Source organism: Leifsonia sp., assembly GCF_051955155.1.
Classification (GTDB): Bacteria; Actinomycetota; Actinomycetes; order Actinomycetales; family Microbacteriaceae; genus Leifsonia.
The window spans coordinates 17,352-37,728 of the sequence record NZ_JBQCGZ010000182.1; the positions used below are offsets into that span (position 1 = coordinate 17,352).

General features: G+C 71.8%; 18 protein-coding genes and 1 tRNA gene. 17 read left to right on the top strand and 2 right to left on the bottom strand.

Features of this window, described 5'->3' with window-relative positions:
* The first annotated feature begins 3 nt into the window (after positions 1 to 3).
* From ACTHMF_RS19795 to xerD, 7 genes are all read left to right on the top strand, one after another.
* Positions 4 to 180 (top strand): hypothetical protein, encoded by a 177-nt coding sequence (locus ACTHMF_RS19795; protein ID WP_314147147.1) that lies wholly within the window; start codon positions 4 to 6, stop codon positions 178 to 180.
* Positions 173 to 964, top strand: a complete 792-nt coding sequence (locus tag ACTHMF_RS19800; protein WP_440319997.1) for a TlyA family RNA methyltransferase — start codon at positions 173 to 175, stop codon at positions 962 to 964. Before ACTHMF_RS19795 ends, ACTHMF_RS19800 begins: the two co-directional genes overlap by 8 nt.
* Positions 965 to 1,072: 108 nt before the next feature.
* Positions 1,073 to 1,999 (top strand): NAD kinase, encoded by a 927-nt coding sequence (locus ACTHMF_RS19805; RefSeq protein WP_440319999.1) that lies wholly within the window; start codon positions 1,073 to 1,075, stop codon positions 1,997 to 1,999.
* Positions 1,992 to 3,716 (top strand): DNA repair protein RecN, encoded by a 1,725-nt coding sequence (recN, locus tag ACTHMF_RS19810; RefSeq protein WP_440320001.1) that lies wholly within the window; start codon positions 1,992 to 1,994, stop codon positions 3,714 to 3,716. Before ACTHMF_RS19805 ends, recN begins: the two co-directional genes overlap by 8 nt.
* 53 nt (positions 3,717 to 3,769) lie before the next feature.
* Positions 3,770 to 5,476, top strand: a complete 1,707-nt coding sequence (locus ACTHMF_RS19815) for a CTP synthase (protein ID WP_440320003.1) — start codon at positions 3,770 to 3,772, stop codon at positions 5,474 to 5,476.
* A 3-nt stretch (positions 5,477 to 5,479) separates the two neighbouring features.
* Positions 5,480 to 6,121 (top strand): NUDIX domain-containing protein, encoded by a 642-nt coding sequence (locus tag ACTHMF_RS19820; protein WP_440320005.1) that lies wholly within the window; start codon positions 5,480 to 5,482, stop codon positions 6,119 to 6,121.
* The gene (gene xerD / locus ACTHMF_RS19825; RefSeq protein WP_440320007.1) at positions 6,118 to 7,023 is read left to right on the top strand and encodes a site-specific tyrosine recombinase XerD; all 906 of its coding nucleotides are present in this window, start codon (positions 6,118 to 6,120) and stop codon (positions 7,021 to 7,023) included. The genes ACTHMF_RS19820 and xerD overlap by 4 nt, the downstream gene beginning before the upstream one ends.
* Positions 7,024 to 7,080: 57 nt before the next feature.
* Here xerD and ACTHMF_RS19830 read toward each other — a convergent pair whose 3' ends face one another.
* The gene (locus tag ACTHMF_RS19830) at positions 7,081 to 7,605 is read right to left on the bottom strand and encodes a GNAT family N-acetyltransferase (protein ID WP_440320024.1); all 525 of its coding nucleotides are present in this window, start codon (positions 7,603 to 7,605) and stop codon (positions 7,081 to 7,083) included.
* A gap of 125 nt (positions 7,606 to 7,730) precedes the next feature.
* Between ACTHMF_RS19830 and ACTHMF_RS19835 the strand changes: the two genes are divergently transcribed.
* From ACTHMF_RS19835 to der, 7 genes are all read left to right on the top strand, one after another.
* Positions 7,731 to 8,630: a ParA family protein gene (locus ACTHMF_RS19835; RefSeq protein WP_440320009.1), complete on the top strand. Its 900-nt coding sequence runs from the start codon at positions 7,731 to 7,733 to the stop codon at positions 8,628 to 8,630.
* Entirely contained in the window at positions 8,614 to 9,501 is an 888-nt protein-coding gene (locus ACTHMF_RS19840; RefSeq protein ID WP_440320011.1) for a segregation and condensation protein A, read from the top strand. The genes ACTHMF_RS19835 and ACTHMF_RS19840 overlap by 17 nt, the downstream gene beginning before the upstream one ends.
* Positions 9,491 to 10,123, top strand: a complete 633-nt coding sequence (gene scpB / locus ACTHMF_RS19845; RefSeq protein WP_440320013.1) for an SMC-Scp complex subunit ScpB — start codon at positions 9,491 to 9,493, stop codon at positions 10,121 to 10,123. The genes ACTHMF_RS19840 and scpB overlap by 11 nt, the downstream gene beginning before the upstream one ends.
* Complete coding sequence (locus ACTHMF_RS19850) at positions 10,113 to 10,925, top strand: pseudouridine synthase (protein WP_440320015.1); 813 nt, start codon at positions 10,113 to 10,115, stop codon at positions 10,923 to 10,925. The genes scpB and ACTHMF_RS19850 overlap by 11 nt, the downstream gene beginning before the upstream one ends.
* Positions 10,926 to 11,154: 229 nt before the next feature.
* A complete protein-coding gene (locus ACTHMF_RS19855; RefSeq protein WP_440320017.1) occupies positions 11,155 to 12,243 on the top strand; it encodes a prephenate dehydrogenase in 1,089 nt (362 codons plus the stop codon).
* Positions 12,240 to 12,908, top strand: a complete 669-nt coding sequence (cmk, locus tag ACTHMF_RS19860) for a (d)CMP kinase (protein WP_440320019.1) — start codon at positions 12,240 to 12,242, stop codon at positions 12,906 to 12,908. Before ACTHMF_RS19855 ends, cmk begins: the two co-directional genes overlap by 4 nt.
* Positions 12,901 to 14,406, top strand: a complete 1,506-nt coding sequence (gene der, locus ACTHMF_RS19865; protein ID WP_314147134.1) for a ribosome biogenesis GTPase Der — start codon at positions 12,901 to 12,903, stop codon at positions 14,404 to 14,406. Before cmk ends, der begins: the two co-directional genes overlap by 8 nt.
* Positions 14,407 to 14,512: 106 nt before the next feature.
* Here der and ACTHMF_RS19870 read toward each other — a convergent pair whose 3' ends face one another.
* On the bottom strand, positions 14,513 to 15,694 hold the full coding sequence (locus ACTHMF_RS19870) for an adenosylhomocysteinase (RefSeq protein WP_440320020.1): 1,182 nt from the start codon (positions 15,692 to 15,694) through the stop codon (positions 14,513 to 14,515).
* Between the two features lie 446 nt (positions 15,695 to 16,140).
* Between ACTHMF_RS19870 and ACTHMF_RS19875 the strand changes: the two genes are divergently transcribed.
* The 3 genes from ACTHMF_RS19875 to ACTHMF_RS19885 all read left to right on the top strand — a co-directional run bounded on the left by ACTHMF_RS19875 (position 16,141) and on the right by ACTHMF_RS19885 (position 20,370).
* Complete coding sequence (locus tag ACTHMF_RS19875; protein ID WP_314147132.1) at positions 16,141 to 18,465, top strand: glycosyltransferase family 2 protein; 2,325 nt, start codon at positions 16,141 to 16,143, stop codon at positions 18,463 to 18,465.
* Complete coding sequence (locus ACTHMF_RS19880) at positions 18,465 to 20,057, top strand: chitinase (RefSeq protein WP_440320022.1); 1,593 nt, start codon at positions 18,465 to 18,467, stop codon at positions 20,055 to 20,057. Before ACTHMF_RS19875 ends, ACTHMF_RS19880 begins: the two co-directional genes overlap by 1 nt.
* A gap of 239 nt (positions 20,058 to 20,296) precedes the next feature.
* Positions 20,297 to 20,370 (top strand) — tRNA-Pro (locus tag ACTHMF_RS19885).
* Positions 20,371 to 20,377 lie beyond the last annotated feature (7 nt).

A 20,377-nucleotide genomic window follows, 5' to 3' on the forward strand; every position in this document is an offset into this window, starting at 1 on the left:
GGCATGGATCGCGACCAGGATGCCGTCGGCGGCGACGCGGACGGCGCGGACGAGGGACTGCTGCCGCGGCTCGAGGTGATCGAGGAACAGCCGCTTGCCGCGCGCGCCGAGGCGTATGCGCAGCTGCACGCCGAGCTGTCGGCGCGCCTCGAGGGCTCCGACGCGCCCCGGCATGGCTGAGCGGCTCGACGTCGCGCTCGCCGCGCGCGGCCTCGCCCGCTCGCGCTCGCACGCCGCGACGCTGATCGCGGAGGGACTCGTGACGGTCGACGGCCGCCCGGTCGTCCGCGCGTCGGCGAAGGTCGCGGAGGACGCCGTCATCGAGGTCGCGGGCGCCGACCACTACGTCAGCAGGGGAGCGCACAAGCTGATCGCGGCGCTCGACGCGTTCGACATCCCTGTCGCCGGCCGGATGGCCCTGGACGCCGGGGCGTCGACCGGAGGCTTCAGCCAGGTCCTGCTCGAGCGCGGCGCCGCCCGGGTGATCGCGCTGGACGTCGGCCACGGCCAGCTCGCGCCGCAGCTGGCGGGCGAGGAGCGGCTGGAGTCGTACGAGGGCGTGAACGTCCGCTCGCTGACGCCCGAGCTGCTGGCCGGCCTCGCGGGCGGTCCGGTCCGGCCCGATCTGGTCGTCGCCGACCTGTCCTTCATCTCGCTCGCCCAGGTGCTGCCGGCGCTCCGGGCGACCGCAGCCCAGGACGCCGACTTCGTGCTGCTGATCAAGCCGCAGTTCGAGGTGGGTCGCGGCGGCGTGCGCGAGGGCATCGTGCGGGACGCTGGGCTGCGCGCTGACGCGGTCGGCGGGGTGCTCTGGGCCGCGTTCGACGTCGGCCTTGGCACGGCGGGACTCATCCCGTCGCCCATCGCGGGCTCGCACGGCAACCGGGAGTTCCTGGTCCGGTTGAGCGTGCACGGCGACAATCCGACGGAGTGGATGGCGCGGGTGCAGGAGATCGCCGGATAGTCCTGCACACGGGTGTCCGGGATGTGAATTCTCCCCAGACGTCGCCGATCCGCCCAGCACGGGTGGAATCTCCGACAGAATGGGAAGACCGAGCGAAAGGGAGGCGACGTGACGGAATCGGGTGCAGCGCAGCGGTACATCCTCGTCGTCGCGCACACCGGCCGTCAGGACTCCCTGCTCGCCGGCGTGCGCGTCTGCCGGCAGCTGATCTCCGCCGGCGTGATCCCGGTGCTCAGCGAGGACGAGCGCCGTGATCTGCTCGCGGCCGAGCCCGACCTGGACGCGGTGGCCGTGCTGGGCGACGAGGTGCAGCCGAACGAGCTGGAGCTGGTCATCGTGCTCGGCGGCGACGGCACCATCCTGCGCGCGGCCGAGCTGGTGCGCGGCTGCACGGCGCCGCTGCTCGGCGTCAACCTCGGTCACGTCGGCTTCCTCGCCGAGAGCGAGCGCGACGACCTCGAGATCGCGGTGGCCCGCGGCCTGTCCAAGGACTACGAGGTGGAGGAGCGCATGACGCTCTCCGCCAGGGTCAAGGTCGGCAAGGAGGTCGTCTACGAGAGCTGGGCGCTCAACGAGGCGACGGTCGAGAAGGCGAGCCGCGAGCGGATGCTCGAGGTCGTGCTCGAGGTCGACGGCCGCCCGATGTCGAGCTTCGGCTGCGACGGCGTCGTGATGTCGACGCCGACGGGGTCCACCGCGTACTCGTTCTCGGCGGGCGGACCCGTCGTCTGGCCGGGCGTCGCGGCCCTGCTGCTCGTGCCGCTCAGCGCGCACGCCCTGTTCTCGCGTCCGCTCGTCGTCGACGCCGACTCCTCGCTCGCGGTCGAACTGCTCGATCGGGCCGGGGGAGAGGGCATCCTCTGGTGCGACGGACGTCGCGCCTTCGACCTGCCGCGCGGGTCCCGCGTCGTCGTCCGGCGCTCGCCCATCCCGGTGCGGCTCGCACGGCTGCACCCCGGGCCGTTCACCGACCGGCGCGTGCCCAAGTTCGCCCTGCCCGTGACCGGGTGGCGGGGGCCGGCCGGCCGTGACTGACGTGCGTGGAGGCATCGAGGAGATCTCGATCAGGGACCTGGGCGTCATCGCGGACGCCTCGCTTCCCCTGGGGCCGGGGTTCACCGCGATCACCGGCGAGACCGGGGCGGGCAAGACCATGGTCGTCTCCGCCCTCGGGCTACTCCTCGGCGAGCGGGCGGACACCGGAGCCGTCCGGCTCGGGAGCCCGCAGGCCTGGGTGGAGGGGCGCTGGCGCGTCCCGCAGCGCGGCGATGTCGTCGACCGCGTCCGCGACGCCGGCGGCGACGTCGACGAGCTCGGCGGCGACGAGGCGGAGCTGGTGCTCAGCCGTTCGGTGTCCGCGGAGGGCCGCTCCAGGGCAGTCGTCGGCGGTCGCAGCGCGCCGGTGAGCGTGCTCACCGAGCTCGGCGGCCAGCTCGTCGTCGTGCACGGCCAGTCCGACCAGATCCGCCTGCGCTCGGCGGTCGCCCAGCGCGAGGCGCTCGACCGGTTCGCCGGCCCGGACTTCGCCGCCTCCGTCGAGACCTACGCGCAGGTGTATCACCGCTGGCGCGACAACCGCGCCGAGCTGGACGAGCTCGTCTCCGACCAGGAGCGCAGGGCGCGGGAGGCGGAGGACCTGCGCGTCGCGATGGCCGAGATCGAGGCGGTCGCGCCGCAGCCGGGCGAGGAGGCCGAGCTCGCCGAGCGCGCGGAGCGGCTGACCAACCTGGAGGAGCTGCGGCTGGCGGCCGCCGGCGCGCGCGAGCTGCTCTCCGCCGAGGAGTCGGAGGGTGCGGACGCGCTCGGGCTGCTCGACAACGCCCGCCGCCAGCTGGAGCGGGTCGCGCCGCACGACGCCGAGCTCACCCCGCTCGCGGAGGCGGTCGCGAACGCCAACTACCTGGTCTCCGACATCGCCGCGCAGCTCTCCACCTACCTCGCGACGCTCGACACCGACGGCGCCCGCGAGCTGGAGGTGGTCCAGGACCGCAGGGCGGAACTGGCGACGCTGGTCCGCAAGTACGGCCCGACCATCGAGGACGTGATCGCCACGCTCGAGACCGGGAGCCTCCGGCTGCTGGAGCTCGACGGCGACGCCGACCGCATCCAGGAGCTCGCGCGCGAGGTCGAGGCGGACGAGGCGCTCGTCGCCGAGCTCGCCGCCGACCTCGGCGCCCGCCGCCGCGAGGCGGCGACGCGGCTCGCCGATGCCGTCTCCGACGAGCTGTCCGCGCTCGCGATGCCGGACGCGCGGATCGTCGTCGAGGTCACCGAGCGCGACGAGTACACCGCGAGCGGGCGCGACCAGGTCGCGATCCTGCTCCGCCCGCATCCCGGCGCCGAACCGCGTCCGCTCGGCAAGGGCGCCTCGGGCGGCGAGCTGTCGCGGGTCATGCTCGCCATCGAGGTCGTCATCGCGGGCACGGACCCGGTCCCGACGTTCATCTTCGACGAGGTCGACGCCGGCGTCGGCGGTGCCTCCGCCATCGAGATCGGCCGCCGGCTGGCCCGCCTGGCCGAGAGCGCCCAGGTGATCGTCGTCACCCACCTCGCGCAGGTCGCGGCCTTCGCGACGAACCATCTCACCGTGGTGAAGGACAACGATGGCGCCGTGACCGCCTCCAGCGTGCGCCGGCTCGACGGCGACGAGCGCATCGCCGAGATGGCGCGCCTGCTCTCCGGCCTCCCGGACTCCGACAGCGGCCTCGCCCACGCGCGCGAGCTCGTCGAGATGGCCGCCGCGAAGCGCTGACGCGCGCCGCGGGCGAGCGGGGGCGGCCCCGGCGCGTGATAAGCTACAAGCCCGTGGTGGATAAATCAGACGCGGGCATCTCAAACGGCACTACCAAGCACATCTTCGTCACTGGTGGTGTCGTTTCTTCGTTGGGGAAGGGTCTCACGGCCGCTTCCCTCGGCAACCTCCTGACCGCGCGCGGGCTGCGCGTCGTCATGCAGAAACTCGACCCCTACCTCAACGTGGACCCGGGGACGATGAACCCGTTCCAGCACGGCGAGGTCTTCGTGACGGACGACGGGGCGGAGACCGACCTCGACATCGGTCACTACGAGCGGTTCCTCGACATCAACCTCGGCCAGTCCGCGAACGTCACCACCGGCCAGATCTACTCGAACGTGATCGCCAAGGAGCGCCGCGGTGAGTACCTCGGCGACACCGTCCAGGTCATCCCGCACATCACGGACGAGATCAAGCGCCGGATGCGGCTGCAGGCGCAGCCCGGTCCGGACGGCGAGCCGGCGCCCGACGTCATCATCACCGAGATCGGCGGCACCGTCGGCGACATCGAGTCGCAGCCGTTCATCGAGTCCGCCCGTCAGGTGCGCCACGAGCTCGGCCGCAAGAACTGCTTCTTCGTCCACGTCTCGCTGGTGCCGTTCATGAACGCCTCCGGCGAGCAGAAGACCAAGCCGACGCAGCACTCCGTCGCCGCGCTCCGCTCCATCGGCATCCAGCCGGACGCGCTCGTGCTGCGCAGCGACCGCCCCGTCTCGGACAGCAACAAGCGCAAGATCGCGCTGATGTGCGACGTGGACGAGGCGGCCGTCGTGAACGCGGTCGACGTGCCGAGAATCTACGACATCCCGACCATGCTGCACGAGCAGGGCCTGGACGCGTACATCATCGACCAGCTCGGCCTGGACAAGGCGAACGACGTCGACTGGGACGGCTGGTCGCGGCTGCTCGAGGCGGTGCACGACCCCAAGCACGAGGTCACCATCGGCCTCGTCGGCAAGTACATCGACCTGCCGGACGCCTACCTCTCGGTCACGGAGGCGCTGCGCGCGGGCGGGTTCGCCCACCGCACCAAGGTGAAGCTGAAGTGGATCCCGTCCGACGAGTGCCAGACCCCGGAGGGCGCGGCAACGCAGCTCGCCGAGGTCGACGCGATCTGCGTGCCCGGCGGCTTCGGCGTGCGCGGCATCGAGGGCAAGCTCGGCGCCCTGCGCTTCGCGCGCGAGAACGGCATCCCCGCGCTCGGCCTGTGCCTCGGCCTGCAGTGCATGGTCATCGAGTACGCGCGCAACAAGGCGGACCTCGCCGGCGCCTCCTCGTCGGAGTTCGACCCGGACACCGAGTTCCCGGTGATCGCGACGATGGCCGAGCAGGTGGAGATCATCGCCGGAGGCGACCTGGGCGGCACCATGCGCCTCGGCCTCTACCCTGCCGCCCTCGCCGATGGCTCCATCGTCGCCGAGCTCTACGGCGCGAGCGAGGCCAGCGAGCGACACCGTCACCGCTACGAGGTGAACAACAACTACCGCGAGCAGATCGCCGACGCCGGCCTGTGGTTCTCGGGCACCTCGCCGGACGGCCACCTCGTGGAGTACGTCGAGCTGCCGCGCGACGTGCACCCGTTCTACGTCGGCACCCAGGCGCACCCGGAGCTGCGCTCGCGGCCGAACCGCGCGCACCCGCTGTTCGCCGGCCTGGTCGGCGCCGCGCTCGAGCGCCAGAAGGCCAGCCTGCTGTTCGAAGTCGCGGCGGAGGCGTAGGGCATGGCGCAGGCGCTCGCCGACGAGCCCTTCGAGCCGGAGATCCTCGACAGCGAGACGGTCTTCCACGGCAAGATCTGGGACGTCCGGCGCGACCGGTTCCGCTACAACGGCGACGAGATCACCCGGGAGTACGTCGACCACACCGGCGCCGTCGCGGTGCTCGCGCTGGACGACGACGGCCGCGTGCTGCTGATCAAGCAGTACCGGCACCCGGTGCGCCACCGCGACTGGGAGATCCCGGCCGGCCTGCTCGACATCACGGGCGAGGACCCGCTGGAGGCGGCGAAGCGCGAGCTCGCCGAGGAGGCGGACCTCCAGGCCGAGACCTGGAACGTGCTGGCGGACGTGTTCACCAGCCCCGGCGGCAACGACGAGGCGATCCGCATCTACCTGGCGCGCGGGGTGCGGCCGACGGCCGAGGCGTTCGCGCGCGAGGCGGAGGAGGCGGACATCGAGGTGTCCTGGGTCCCGCTGGAGGAGGCCGTCGCCGGGGTCCTGGGCCGGCGGCTCCACAACGCGCCGCTCAGCATCGCCGTCCTCGGCGCCGTCGCCGCGCGCGCGGCCGGCTGGAGCACCCTCGGTGCGGCGGACGAGCCGTGGCCGAGCCACCCGAAGCTGAACAGGCAGAGCACCGCGGGATGACCGTCGCGGCGGACGTGGACGCCTATCTGAGGCACGTCGCGATCGAGCGCGGCCTCTCGGCGAATACGGTCGCCGCGTACCGCCGCGATCTGGTCGTCTACGGCGACTGGCTCGCCGCGGAGGGGGTCGACGATCTGCGCGCCGTCACCCCTGCCACCGTCTCGGCGTACCTGCTGCACCTCGGCTCGCGCGCCGAGTCGCCGCTGACCGCGTCCTCGCTGGCCAGGATGCTGTCCACGGTCCGCGGGTTCCACCGGTTCCTGCTGGACGAGGGCAGGGTGACCGTCGACGTCGCCCGCGACATCCGCCCGCCCAAGCTCCCCAGCCGGCTGCCGAAGGCGATCAGCGTCGACCAGGTGTCCGCCCTGCTCGCCGCGACCGACGGCGACGAGCCGGGCGACCTGCGCGACAAGGCGCTGCTGGAGCTGATGTACGCGACGGGTGCGCGCGTGAGCGAGGCCGTCGGCCTGAACGTCGACGACGTCATCGACACCGATGTGGTCCGCCTGACCGGCAAGGGCTCCAAGCAGCGCATCGTCCCGCTCGGCAGCTACGCGCAGGCGGCCGTGTCGGCGTACCTGGTGCGCGCCCGCCCGCTGCTGTCGTCACGGGGGAGGGCGACGCCCGCGCTGTTCCTCGGCATGCGCGGAGCCCGGCTGTCCCGCCAGAACGTCTGGCTGATCATCCGGGCCGCCGCCGAGCGCGCGAACCTCGGCATCGAGGTGTCGCCGCACACCCTCCGGCACTCGTTCGCGACCCACCTGCTCGCCGGCGGCGCCGACGTGCGCGTCGTGCAGGAGCTGCTGGGCCACTCGTCGGTGGCGACGACGCAGATCTACACGCTGGTCACTGCGGACACGCTCCGCGACGTGTACACCTCGGCGCACCCGCGCGCCCGCTGACCGCCTCCGTCCGTTCCGGAGTTCTTCACGCTTCGCATCGGCGCGTCGCGTGAAGAACTACGGAAGCGATGGCGCGGCGCGGTGCCGGCGCGCGGGCGCTCGGCAGCGTAGCCAGACGAAGACGGAACCGCCGTCGAATCCGGCCCGGCGGGTCGCGACGAAGCCGAGCTTGCGCAGGACGCCGAATGACGGCGCGTTCCACGACGCGACCGTCGCCCACAGCATCGGGAAGCCCGCCGCGAAGCCGGCGTCGACGATGGCCGCGGCCGCCTCGGTCGCGTAGCCGTTTCCGACGTGGCGGCGGAGCAGCTCGTACGCCAGCTCGGGCTGCTCGGCGCTCGCGCGGCCGACGATGAGCCCGCAGTAGCCGACCGGCTCCCCGGTCTCCGCGACCTCGATCGTGTAGAGGCCGAAACCGGCGGCGTCCGCCGCGTGCCGGTGTGCGTCCAGACGTTCCCGCTCCTCCTCGATCCCGCGATCCGGCGCAGCCGGGTCCTCGGCGAGCAGGGCGAGGCTCCATTCCGCGTCGCGGCCGTCGCGCATCCGCAATCGCAGACGCGGCGTCGTCAGTTCGGGTGGCATCGGCGGCACGGCCACAGCGTACGCCTGACAACCCGCCGCGGGGCCGCCCCGCGAACGGGGGAAGCCGCGGATAGACTGTGCCTTTGACAAGCCGTACCGCAACGAGGAGACGAGGAACACCTTTGGTGACGCGCAACGACGAGGTCAGGACCGAGCTGCCGGGCATGGATGACGCATCCCTCGCCGCCAAGCTCGGCCCCACCGGGCGTCCGCTGCGCGCGTTCCCGGAGCCCGCCGCGCTCGCGCAGCACGGTCCCGCGAAGATCGTCGCCCTCTGCAACCAGAAGGGCGGCGTCGGCAAGACCACCACGAGCATCAACCTGGGCGCGACGCTCGCCGGCTACGGCCGCCGGGTTCTGGCGATCGACTTCGACCCGCAGGGCGCGCTCTCGGCGGGACTCGGCGCGCAGACGCACGACGTCACGACGATCTACGACCTGCTGCTCAACCGCAACGCGGACGTGCACGAGGCCATCCAGAGCACCTCGGTGCCAGGGCTGGACATCATCCCGGCCAACATCGACCTGTCCGCCGCCGAGGTGCACCTCGTGAACGAGGTCGCGCGCGAGCAGATCCTCGCGAGCGTGCTCCGCAAGGTCGCCGGCGAGTACGACGTCATCCTGATCGACTGCCAGCCCTCGCTCGGCATCCTGACCGTGAACGCGCTCACGGCGTCGCACGGCGTGCTCATCCCGCTCGAGTGCGAGTACTTCGCGCTCCGCGGCGTCGCGCTGCTCATCGAGACCATCGACAAGGTGCGCGAGCGCCTCAACCCGGCCATCGAGCTGGACGGCATCCTCGCGACGATGTACGACTCGCGCACGCTGCACTCGCGCGAGGTGCTGGAGCGCGTCGTCGACGCGTTCGGCGACCGCGTGCTGGAGACGGTGATCTCGCGCACGGTCAAGTTCCCGGATGCCTCGGTCGCGGCCACCCCGATCACGCAGTTCGCGCCGGAGCACGCCGCCGCCGAGGCGTACCGCCAGCTGGCGAGGGAACTGATCTTCCGTGGCGCCGTCGCCTGAGGACGCCGCCACTCCGGTGACTGCGAAGGGCACATCGTTGTCGCTTCCGGGCGCCGAAAGCGACAACGACGTGCCCCTCGATGAACCCGCGGGCGGGTTCCGGGTGGCCGTGGGCACATTCGAGGGGCCGTTCGACCTGCTGCTCTCGCTGATCACCAAGCACGAACTGGACATCACCGAGATCTCGCTGAGCCGGGTCACCGACGAGTTCATCGCCTACCTGAAGCAGCTGGACGCGGCGGACAGCCTGGACGAGGCGAGCGAGTTCCTGCTCGTGGCCGCCACGTTGCTCGACCTGAAGGTCGCCGGCCTGCTGCCGCAGGGCGAGCTGGTGGACGCGGAGGACGTCGCCCTGCTGGAGGCGCGCGACCTGCTGTTCGCCCGTCTGCTGCAGTACCGCGCGTTCAAGGAGGCGTCCGCCTGGTTCGCCGAGCGGCTCGACGCCGAGAACGCCCGGCACGCGCGCACGGTGCGGCTGGAGGACAAGTACCGGCAGCGGACGCCGGAGCTGGTCTGGACGCTGAGCCTGGACGACTTCGCGGCCATCGCGACGCTCGCGCTCACGCCGCGTGAGATCCCCGTCGTCGGGCTCGACCACCTGCACGCGCCGCTGGTCAGCATCCGCGAGCAGGCGGCGGTCGTCGTCGGGATGCTGCGCAGCGGCGAGCCGCTGTCCTTCCGGCAGCTGGTGGCAGGGGCGGAACAGAAGGGCGTGGTGATCGCGCGGTTCCTGGCCGTGCTGGAGCTGTACCGGCGGGCGGCGCTGGCGTTCGAGCAGCTCGAGCCGCTGGGCGAGCTGACGCTGCGCTGGACGGCCGAGCACTGGTCGGAGGAGAACCTGTCGAACCTGGGAGCGGACTATGACGGTTGACGGCACCGAGACCGAGACCCAGCCGGTCGCGGTCGACGACGCGCGGATCGAGCGCGCGATCGAGGCGATCCTGATGGTCGCGGACGAGCCGATGAGCCTGGTGACCCTCGCGACCGCGGTGGGCGCACCGGTGAAGCGCGTGCGCCAGGCCGTGGATGCGCTGGTCGCCGACTACGACGGCGCGCCCGGCCCCGCCGGTGACGACGGCACGCCCGGCCGGCCCGGGGTGCGGCGGGGCTTCGAGCTGCGCGAGGTCGGCGGCGGTTGGCGGATCTACGTCCGCAGCGAGTTCGACGAGGTGGTCTCCGGCTACGTCCTTCAGCAGAACCCGACCAAGCTCTCGCAGGCGGCGCTGGAGACGCTCGCAGTGATCGCCTACAAGCAGCCGATCAGCCGCGGCGCCATCGCCTCCATCCGCGCGGTGAACGTCGACTCGGTGGTGCGAACGCTGCTCGGCCGCGGGCTCATCACGGAGCTCTTCACCGACAGCGAGACCGGCGCCATCAACTACGGCACCACCGACCTGCTGCTCACCCAGCTCGGCATCAACTCGGTGGACGAGCTGCCCAAGATCTCGCCCCTGCTGGCCGACGGAGCGGACGGGTTCGACGATGTCCGCTGACGGGGAGCGGTTGCAGAAGGTCATGGCCGCGGCCGGGGTCGCCTCCCGCCGGGTCTCGGAGGAGATGATCGTCGCCGGCCGGGTGACCGTGAACGGCGAGGTCGTCACCGAGCTCGGCCGCCGCGTCGACCCGGAGCACGACCGCGTCGCCGTCGACGGGACGGCCGTGCAGCTGGACTCGAGCCGCCGCTACGTCATGCTGAACAAGCCGGTCGGCGTCGTCAGCTCGATGCGCGACGAGCAGGGCCGGCCCGATCTGTCGCGGTTCACGGCGGACTACCCGGAGCGGCTGTTCAACGTCGGGAGGCTGGATCAGGAGACCTCCGGGCTGCTGATCCTCACCAACGACGGCGAGCTCGCGCACGTCCTCGCGCATCCCAGCTTCGGCGTGACGAAGACCTACATCGCCCGGGTGCGCGGAACGGTGACGCCGCAGACCATCGCCCGGCTGACCAAGGGCGTCGAGCTGGAGGACGGCCCGATCGCTGCGGACAAGGCCCGGCTGATGCAGGTGAGCCAGGGCGGCGGCGACAGTCTCGTGGAGCTGACGCTGCACTCGGGCCGCAACCGGATCGTGCGCAGGATGATGGCCGAGGTCGGGCATCCCGTCATCGACCTGGTGCGCAGGCAGTTCGGGCCGCTGCACCTGGGGACGCTGCCGGTGGGGCGGATGCGCGAGCTGAGCAAGGAGGAGCTCGGCAAGCTGCTGACGATCTCCCGCGAGGGCGGCGAACGGCCTGCACCGGCGAGCACGAAGCCCGCCGGGCCGCGCGGCGACCGCCGCCAGACCGGCCGCCGCTGACGCGCCCGATTCGTCACGAGCGCGCGGGGTTCGTGACGAGCGCGCGGGATTCGTGACGAGCGCGCGGGATTCGTGACGAACGCGCGGGATTCGTGACGAGCGGGCGGGATTCGTGACGAGCGCGCGGCGGCGTGGGGAGGCGGCCGGCGGTCGGGACGGGCGGGTGACTCCCCGACCGCGCGCGACGCCGCGTGACGGGCGGCCGGCGGGCGCTGGCTAAAGTGGATCCGTGACTGATACCGCCTCCCGGCTCGCCGGACCCGTCCGCGTCGTGGGGACCGGGCTGCTGGGCGCGTCCGTCGGCCTCGGGCTGCGCGCCCGCGGCGTGGACGTGCTGCTCGCCGACTCCTCGCCCTCGCACCTGCGGCTCGCCGCCGATTACGGCGCGGGGCGGCAGGACGACGGCGGGATCGAGCCCGCGCTGATCGTGGTGGCGGTGCCGCCGGACCTGGTCGCGCGGGTCGTCGCGGACGAGCTGGCCGCGCATCCCGCCGCCGTGGTGACGGACGTCGCGAGCGTGAAGGTCGCTCCGCTCGCGGAGCTGGAGGCCGCGGGCATCGACCTGGCGCGCTACGTCGGCTCGCACCCGCTCGCCGGTCGCGAGCGCGGCGGCCCCAGTGCCGCGCGCGCCGACCTGTTCATCGGCCGCCCGTGGGTGGTCGCCGCGCGCGACGAGAACCCGCGCTCCGCGGTGAACCTGGTGGAGGCGCTCATCCTCGACCTGGGTGCGACCCCCGTGGAGATGGCGGCGCCCGACCACGACGCCGCCGTCGCGCTGGTCTCGCACACGCCGCAGATCATCTCCTCGCTCATGGCCAAGCGGCTCGCCGACTCCACCGACGCGGCGCTCGGCCTCGCCGGGCAGGGCGTGCGCGACGTGACCAGGATCGCGGCGAGCGAGCCGGAGCTGTGGGTGCAGATCCTCGGCGCGAACGCCCCGGCGATCGTCGAGATCCTGCGCGCGTACCGGGACGACCTCGACCGCGTGCTCGGCGCGCTCGGCGACGTGGACGCCGCGGGGTCCCGCCGCACCATCGCCGAGGAGATCGCGGGCGGCAACAACGGCGTCGCCCGGCTGCCGGGCAAGCACGGCCAGGACAAGCGCTACGCCAGCCTGGTCGTCATGGTCGACGACCGGCCGGGCGAGCTCGCGCGCCTGCTCGCCGAGCTCGGCGAGCTGGACGTGAACCTGGAGGACCTGCGGCTGGAGCACTCGCCGGGCGCTGCGTTCGGCCTTGCCGAGATCGCCGTGCTGCCGGAGGTGCTCGGCCGCACCGTGAACGACCTGACCGATCGTGGATGGAGGATCGCCGGATGACCGAGCTCGTGCTCGCCATGGACGGGCCCGCCGGCAGCGGGAAGTCGTCCGTCAGCAAGGCCGCCGCGCGCCGGCTCGGCTGGGCGTACCTGGACACCGGGGCCGCCTACCGCGCGCTCAGCTGGTACGTGCTGCAGCGGCGCATCGACCCGACAGACGCGGACGCCGTCGTGGACGCGCTTCCCGACTTCGACTACCGGATCGGCACCGATCCCGACACCTATCACGTGTTCGTCGGCGACCACGACGTGACCGAGGCGATCCGCGAGCCGGAGGTGACCGCCGTCGTCTCCGCGATCGCGCGGGTGCCGGAGATCCGCGCGTTCCTCACCCGGCTGTTCCGCGACATCGTCGCCCGCAGCGACCGGGAGGGGATCGTCGTCGAGGGCAGGGACATCACGACCGTCGTCTGCCCGGATGCACCCGTGCGCATCCTGCTCACCGCCGACGAAGAGGTTAGAATGGCCAGACGTTCCGCCGAGCTGACCGGGCATTCCGCCGCTCACGTCGGCGAGGCCCTCCGGCGGCGCGACGCGGCCGACTCCCGGGTCGTGGACTTCATGAACGCCGCTGACGGTGTGACCACCGTCGACTCCACCGAACTCGACTTCGACCAGACCGTCGACGCGGTCGTCGCCGTCGTGCAGAAAGAGACCCATGTCTGACATCGAAAACGAGCCCCAGGGCTCCGACGACCTTCTCGAGCGGCTCGCGTCCCTCGACGAGGACCTCGCCGTCCAGCGCGCCAACGCCCTGCGCAGCGGCCTGGAGGAGTACGAGCTCGACGAGGCCGACCTCGACATCCTCGGCGCCGCCGGCGAGGACGTCGACGCCATCACCTACCTGCCCGCGCTCCCGGTGCTCGCCATCGTCGGCCGGCCGAACGTCGGCAAGTCCGCGCTCGTCAACCGCATCCTCGGCCGTCGCGAGGCCGTCGTGGAGGACACCCCCGGCGTCACCCGCGACCGCGTCTCCTATCAGGCCGAGTGGAACGGACGCCGGTTCACGGTGGTCGACACCGGCGGCTGGGAGCCGGACGCGCGCGGCATCGACGCGTCCGTCGCCGCGCAGGCCGAGGTCGCCATCGACCTGGCCGACGCCGTGCTGTTCGTGGTGGACGCCACGGTCGGCGCGACCTCGACCGACGAGCACGTCGTCCGGCTGCTGCGCAAGACGAAGAAGCCGGTCTTCCTCGCCGCCAACAAGGTGGACGACGCCCGCCAGGAGCCGTACGCGACCGAGCTGTGGTCGCTCGGGCTCGGCGAGCCGCATCCCGTCTCCGCGCTGCACGGCCGCGGCGTCGCCGACCTGCTCGACGAGATCCTGAAGGCGCTGCCCGAGGTCTCCGCCGTCGCCAAGCAGGAGGTGGGAGGCCCGCGCCGCGTCGCGATCGTCGGCCGGCCGAACGTGGGCAAGTCCTCGCTGCTGAACAAGGCGGCGGGGGAGGAGCGCGTCGTCGTCAACGAGCTCGCCGGCACCACGCGCGACCCGGTGGACGAGCAGGTGGAGCTGGGCGGCAAGGTCTGGCGGTTCGTGGACACGGCGGGCATCCGCCGCCGCGTGCACCTGCAGCAGGGCGCCGACTTCTACGCGTCGCTGCGCACCTCGACCGCGCTGGAGAAGGCGGAGGTCGCGGTCGTCGTGCTCGACGTGAGCGAGCCGATCAGCGAGCAGGATGTCCGGATCATCGACCTGGTGCTCGAGTCGGGTCGCGCGCTCGTCCTCGCGTTCAACAAGTGGGATCTGCTGGACGACGAGCGCCGGCGCTACCTGGAGCGCGAGATCGAGCAGGACCTCGCGCACGTCTCGTGGGCGCCGCGCGTGAACATCTCGGCGCGCACCGGCCGGCACCTGGAGAAGCTGGTGCCCGCGCTGGAGCTGGCACTCGAGTCGTGGGACACCCGCATCCCGACCGGCAAGTTCAACGCGTTCCTCGCCGAGCTGACGGCCGCGCACCCGCACCCGGTGCGCGGAGGCAAGCAGCCGCGCATCCTGTTCGGGACGCAGGCGTCGAGCCGTCCGCCGACATTCGTGGCGTTCACGACCGGGTTCCTGGACCCTGGCTACCGCCGATACATCATCCGCCGCCTCCGCGAGGTGTACGGCTTCGAGGGCACCCCCATCGTCCTCAACATGCGCGTCCGCGAAAAGCGCAAGCGCTAAGGCCCGGCCGGCAGCCGCCGAGCACACGAAAACCGTCGCGAAACCGCGCGAATCGCGACGGCTTTACAGTGCTCGGCGGCCGAGGGGCCTGGGATGCGGGGGCGGGTCAGGCGAGGAGGGCGGCGAGGGCCTCGGCGAGGGTGCGGTCGATCGCGGCGGGCACCGGCTCGGCGCCCGTGAACCGGGCCTCGCCCGCGGCGATGGCGGCGAGGCTGCGCGCCTGCAGCGCGAGGCCGAGGTCCATCGCCTGGATCGGGTTGCCGCCGGCGGCCGTGAGGTTGATCATCCGCGTCGCGTGCAGCACCACGATCTCGCGGCCGTCCCGCAGCCGGTGCAGCACGCGCGCATCGGCATCGCTGGATTCCGGTGACAGCGAGACCGTCTCGGTCGTCGCCGCGGCGAGGGCGGCGTGGTCCAGCTCCAGCCCCTCGTGCCCGACGCCGGCGATCAGGGCGCCGTCGCGCAGAGCGGCGATCCCGGCGGCGTCCACGACGTCGCGTGCCCCGGTGGCGAGGAACACGATGTCGTTGCCGGCGAGCAGTTCGTGCAGGTCGCGCACGCGGTGGCCGCGCATGATCGCGTCCAGTCTCCGGAACGGGTCGAGGTCCGCCACCGTCACCGTCGCGCCCAGCTGGCGGAGCGTATCGGCGACGCCCTTGCCGCACGGCCCGTAGCCGACGACGCCGGCGCGCGCGCCAGGGAGCATGAGGTTGGTCGCGTTCATGAAGCCCTGCACGATGCTCTGGCCGACGCCGAACTCGTTCTCGACGAGCAGCTTGAGCCGGCTGTCGTTGATGACGATGACCGGGAAGTCCGGTGCGGTCGCCGCCGCCCGGATGCGCAGCCCGCCCGTGGTCGTCTCCTCGGTCGCACCGCGGAACCGCGGGGAGCGCGGGGCGCCGGAGACGAGCTTCAGCACGAGGTCGCCGCCGTTGTCGAGCACGAGGTCCGGCTCGCGGCGCAGGATCTCGTCGAGGTGGGCGTCGCGGTCGGCGGCGGTGTCGGTCCGGGAGCCGAGCACCTCGACCCCGGCCGCGCGCAGGGCGTCGGCGGTCGCCTCCTGCGTGGTGCCGACGTTGCCGGTGATGACGACCTCGGCTCCCGCGTGCACGAGGTGCTCGCAGAGAACGGCGGTTTTCGGTTCGACGTGGATGGTGAGGCCGAGCCGCAGGCCGGCGAAGACATCGCCGACGGACGCGAACGTCTCGACCAGCAGCGGCATGTGCCTGGCCGCCCAGGCGATCTCGGGGTGCGGGTCGCGCGCGGCGGTGGAGGGTGCGGTGGACATGGGTGTGCTCTCTTTCGTTCGGGGGATGCGGGAAACGAGAGCGACGTCAGGGATGCATCTCACGGCGCGTCTCGTCGCTCCCGTACAGCGGGAGGCGACGCGCGGACGCCGTGATCGAGCACACCATGCCGGCATCCTATCCGGCTCCCACGGCGACACGGTTCGGCTGGTACGACGCGCGTACCGACGGCGGGCGTCCGGCTCGCTATGATCGCCTGCGGCGGTGTCCTCATCCATGCGTACGCATGAATGCGACGAAGGTGGCGTGTCAAGCGCGACACGCCGCTGGGCCAGCGGGATCGGTCCGGTTCCGCCCCCAAAGGAGGGGCGACCACAATGGGGGACTATGTACCCCGGCTTGTCCTCATTAATGTGGACATGAGAGAGCTACCCGACCGCATTACCCGAAGATGCGGGCTCTCGTCATCGAGGACGCATACCCGACCATGAGTTCTACATCTACCTACACGCCTGCCCGAAAGCGTCAGTGGGGCGCCGAGCGTCGCACCGAGCCGCTCCCGACGGTCCACCCGAGGCCGTCCGACCGCAAGATCGCCTGGAGCCGCGTCGCGATCGTCGCGACCATCGTGTTCTGGGCGATCTACGTCGTGACGACGATCATCCGCCAGTTCCTCGTGCTCGGCACGCAGGACTTCCGGTTCACGATGGAGGCGATCGGTTACACCGTCGTCGTCACCTTCCTGACCTTCTCCGCGCTGATGTACCTGATCGCCCGCCAGGGCGCGCTGCAGCGCTTCCAGAAGCACGTGCGCGTTCCGCGCGCCGAGCTGGACCGGCACTTCGCCGAGCACCAGCCGTCCATCACCGTCCTCGTGCCCTCCTACGCGGAGGAGCCGGAGGTGGTGCGGATGACGCTGCTCTCCGCCGCGCTGCAGGAGTTCCCGTCCATGCGGGTCGTCCTGCTCGTCGACGACAACCCGAACCCGACCGACCCGGCGGTCGCCGAGCGGCTGGCGGCCACCCGTGCCCTCGCCGCAGACATCTCGCACCAGCTCTCCGAGCCGCGGTTCCGCTTCACAGACGCGCTGCTGCGCTTCGAGCTCGGCGACGACCGTGCCTTCGCCACGGAGGAGGCCGCACTCGAGCTCGCAGAGCACTACCGCTGGGCCGCGTCCTGGCTGTACGCCCAGGCGGACGCGCACGGACGGGACGACCACGTCGACGTGTTCTTCGCCGAGCAGGTGCTGCGCGGACTCGGAGACGACCTCGCGCTGACCGGCGAGGCGGTCGTGGCCGCCGTCGCCGAGGGCGCGCAGCTCTCGACCGACCGCGTGGCGCAGCTGTACCGCCGGCTGGCGTGGACGTTCGACGCCGAGCTCGCGATCTTCGAGCGCAAGCAGTGGGCGTCCCTCTCGCACGAGGCCAACAAGGCCATGAACCTCAACGCGTACATCGGCCTGATGGGCGGCGTCTACCGTCCGGAGGAGACCCCGGAGGGCCCGATCCTCACCCCGGTCGCCGCCGGTTCGCGCCGCCCGGGCGACATCGAGATCCCGGACAGCGACTTCCTGCTCACGCTGGACGCCGACTCCATCCTGCTGCGCGAGTACTGCCTGAGGCTCACCTACTTCCTGCAGCAGCCGGACAACGCCCGCGTCGCCGTCACGCAGACCCCGTACTCGTCGTTCCGCGGCGCGGGGACGCGCATCGAGCGCCTGGCCGGCGCGACCACGGACATCCAGCACATCCTGCACCAGGGCAAGAGCTACTACGGGGCCACGTTCTGGGTGGGCGCGAACGCGGTCATCCGCAAGCGCGCGCTCGAGGACATCGTGGAGACCGAGTGGGTCGGCGGGTTCGAGGTGCGTCGCTACATCCAGGACCGCACGGTCATCGAGGACACCGAGTCGAGCATCGACCTGGGCACGCACGGGTGGACGCTCGTGAACTACCCGGAGCGGCTCAGCTACTCGGCCACCCCGCCGGACTTCGGCTCGCTGATCGTTCAGCGCCGCCGCTGGGCGAACGGCGGCCTCCTGATCCTCCCGAAGCTGTGGCGCCAGGTCCGCGAGCGCAAGCGCCGCGGCGAGCACGTGTCCCGCATCGAGCTGCTGCTGCGCGTCAACTACATGGCATCGATCTGCTGGGCGAGCTTCGGCCTGATCTTCCTGCTCGCCTACCCGTACGACGGCCGCCTGCTGAGCCCGATGGTGCTGCTGGCCGCCCTGCCGTACTTCATCAGCCAGGCCAGCGACCTGCGCTACTCCGGCTACAAGGCGACCGACATCTTCCGGATCTACGGGTTCAACCTGATCCTGCTGCCGGTGAACCTGGCGGGCGTGCTGAAGTCCATCCAGCAGTCGCTGACCGGCAAGAAGATCCCGTTCGCGCGCACGCCGAAGGTGAAGAACCGCACCGCGTCCCCGCTGCTGTACGTGATCGCGCCGCTCGCGATCGTCGCGTTCTCGCTGTTCACGCTGTGGCGCGACGTCAACGCGCAGAACTGGGGCAATGCCGCGTTCGCCGCGTTCAACGCGACCCTCGCGGTCTGGGCGATCGTCGCCTACATCGGCATCGGCAACACGATCGTCGACATCTGGCTCGGCCTGACCAAGCCGCTGTACGTCGACAAGTCGCGCAAGCGCACGACCCCAGAGCCGGCTCCGGTGACCGCCTCGATCGACTGGCGCTCGGTGCTCTACCACGGGCACGCCGGCGGCGAGGTCCCGCACGTCGAGCGCGGCGACGTCCGCGTCGGCGGCGCGACCGGCGACCTCCCGGTCGGCGACGGCGAGAAGCAGGCCGCGTGATGGCGAAGAAGGACGACACCGAGCGCCTCCAGGCGCCGGAATCCGGCTCGGGCCGGCGCCTCTCGCCGCTCCGCGTGATCGGGGCCGCTCTGGTCGCGATCGTCGTGGTCGCGGCGGGCGCCGTCGGCCTGCAGTGGTGGAGCGCGCGCGCCGCCGTCGACGTGAAGCCCTGGTTCGCCGCCTACGTGGACGTGACCGCCACGCCGAAGTTCGCGTTCGAGAACCTCGGCTCGACCCAGACGAAGGACGCCATCCTGTCGTTCGTCGTCTCCGACAAGTCGGAGGCGTGCACCCCGTCGTGGGGCGGCGCGTACACGATGGACGAGGCGCGCGGATCGCTCGACCTTGACCGGCGCATCGCGCGCCTGCAGCAGCAGGGCGGCACCGTCGCGGTGTCCTTCGGCGGGCAGGCGAACGAGGAGCTGGCCGTCGGCTGCACCGACCCGTCCGCCCTGAAGAAGGCGTACGCGTCGGTCGTCGACCGCTACAAGATCGGCACCATCGACCTCGACCTGGAGGGCGACGGCCTGGTGGACGCCGACGCAGCGTCCCGCCGGGCGACCGCCGTCGCCGAGCTGCAGCAGGAGCGTCGCGCCGCGGGTAAGAGCCTGGCCGTCTGGCTGACGCTCCCCGTCTCGCCGACCGGGATGACCGAGGACGGCACGAACGCGATCGCGGCCATGCTGAAGGCAAAGGTCGACATCGCCGGCGTGAACCTGATGACTATGGACTTCGGCACCGCCAAGGACGCCAAGAAGTCGATGGCGCAGACAGCGGAGTCGGCGCTGACCGCCGCCCAGAAGCAGCTCGGCGTGCTGTACGACCGCGCCAAGCTGCACCAGAGCGACCCGAGCCTGTGGGCGAAGATCGGCGCGACCCCGATGATCGGGCAGAACGACGACGAGGACCAGGTGTTCTCGCTCGCCGACGCCAAGGCGCTGAACGCCTGGTCGGTGTCCAACGCGATCGGCCGGATGTCGATGTGGTCCGCGAACCGCGACAAGACCTGCGGCTCGAACTACGTGGACACGACCGTCGTCTCCGACGCGTGCAGCGGCGTGAACCAGGGCAAGCAGAGCTTCGCCGGCGTGCTGTCGAAGGGCTTCGATGGCCGGATCGCGCTCGGCGAGGGCGCCGTCACCACCCCGGAGCCGACCACGACGACCACGAAGGACGACCCGGCGCACTCCCCGTACGCGATCTGGACCGCCACCAACTCGTACCTGAAGGGCACGAAGGTCACCTGGCACCACAACGTGTACCAGGCGAAGTGGTGGACGAAGGGCGACGTCCCGGACAACCCCGTCCTGAACCAGTGGGAGACGCCGTGGGAGCTCGTCGGCCCCGTGCTGCCGGGCGAGACGCCCATCCCGCAGCCGACCCTCCCGCCCGGCACCTACCCGAACTGGACCGGCGCGACCGCCTACGACAAGGGCAAGCGCGTGCTGTTCGACGGCGTGCCGTTCGAGGCGAAGTGGTGGACGCAGGGCGACAGCCCGGAGGCCGCCAGCTCCAACCCCGACTCGTCCCCCTGGGCCCCGCTCACCCAGGACGAGATCGACCAGATCCTGGGCGGTTCGACCGGCCAGTGACAAGCTCGGCGGCGGGGTGCAGCCTCCCCGCGCACCCCGTCGCCGACCCCACCTGGACCCCCGCTGCGGGGCGGAGAGTCCAGGCGCCGAACAGGCGCGCGCTCGTCGGGAGCCGCGCCGCGGCGCTGTGTCGGCGGGGCCACCGGTGACTTTCGGGTTGGTCACGACCGGTCCCGCCGACACGCTAGGATAGGGGAGTTGCCTTGCTTGGTGCTCTCACGGCCTGGGCGGGGCAGCAACGGGCTGTGGCGCAGTTTGGTAGCGCACTTGACTGGGGGTCAAGGGGTCGCAGGTTCAAATCCTGTCAGCCCGACGTTCTG

Excerpts from the sequence above, each read along its gene's own strand:
- ACTHMF_RS19880 (WP_440320022.1), top strand. The coding sequence starts at position 18,465 with ATGGCGAAGAAGGACGACACCGAGCGCCTCCAGGCGCCGGAATCCGGC.
- xerD (WP_440320007.1), top strand. The coding sequence starts at position 6,118 with ATGACCGTCGCGGCGGACGTGGACGCCTATCTGAGGCACGTCGCGATC.
- der (WP_314147134.1), top strand. The coding sequence starts at position 12,901 with ATGTCTGACATCGAAAACGAGCCCCAGGGCTCCGACGACCTTCTCGAG.
- ACTHMF_RS19800 (WP_440319997.1), top strand. The coding sequence starts at position 173 with ATGGCTGAGCGGCTCGACGTCGCGCTCGCCGCGCGCGGCCTCGCCCGC.
- ACTHMF_RS19875 (WP_314147132.1), top strand. The coding sequence starts at position 16,141 with ATGAGTTCTACATCTACCTACACGCCTGCCCGAAAGCGTCAGTGGGGC.
- ACTHMF_RS19820 (WP_440320005.1), top strand. The coding sequence starts at position 5,480 with ATGGCGCAGGCGCTCGCCGACGAGCCCTTCGAGCCGGAGATCCTCGAC.
- ACTHMF_RS19870 (WP_440320020.1), bottom strand. The coding sequence starts at position 15,694 with ATGTCCACCGCACCCTCCACCGCCGCGCGCGACCCGCACCCCGAGATC.
- ACTHMF_RS19795 (WP_314147147.1), top strand. The coding sequence starts at position 4 with ATGGATCGCGACCAGGATGCCGTCGGCGGCGACGCGGACGGCGCGGAC.
- ACTHMF_RS19850 (WP_440320015.1), top strand. The coding sequence starts at position 10,113 with ATGTCCGCTGACGGGGAGCGGTTGCAGAAGGTCATGGCCGCGGCCGGG.
- ACTHMF_RS19830 (WP_440320024.1), bottom strand. The coding sequence starts at position 7,605 with ATGCCACCCGAACTGACGACGCCGCGTCTGCGATTGCGGATGCGCGAC.
- cmk (WP_440320019.1), top strand. The coding sequence starts at position 12,240 with ATGACCGAGCTCGTGCTCGCCATGGACGGGCCCGCCGGCAGCGGGAAG.
- scpB (WP_440320013.1), top strand. The coding sequence starts at position 9,491 with ATGACGGTTGACGGCACCGAGACCGAGACCCAGCCGGTCGCGGTCGAC.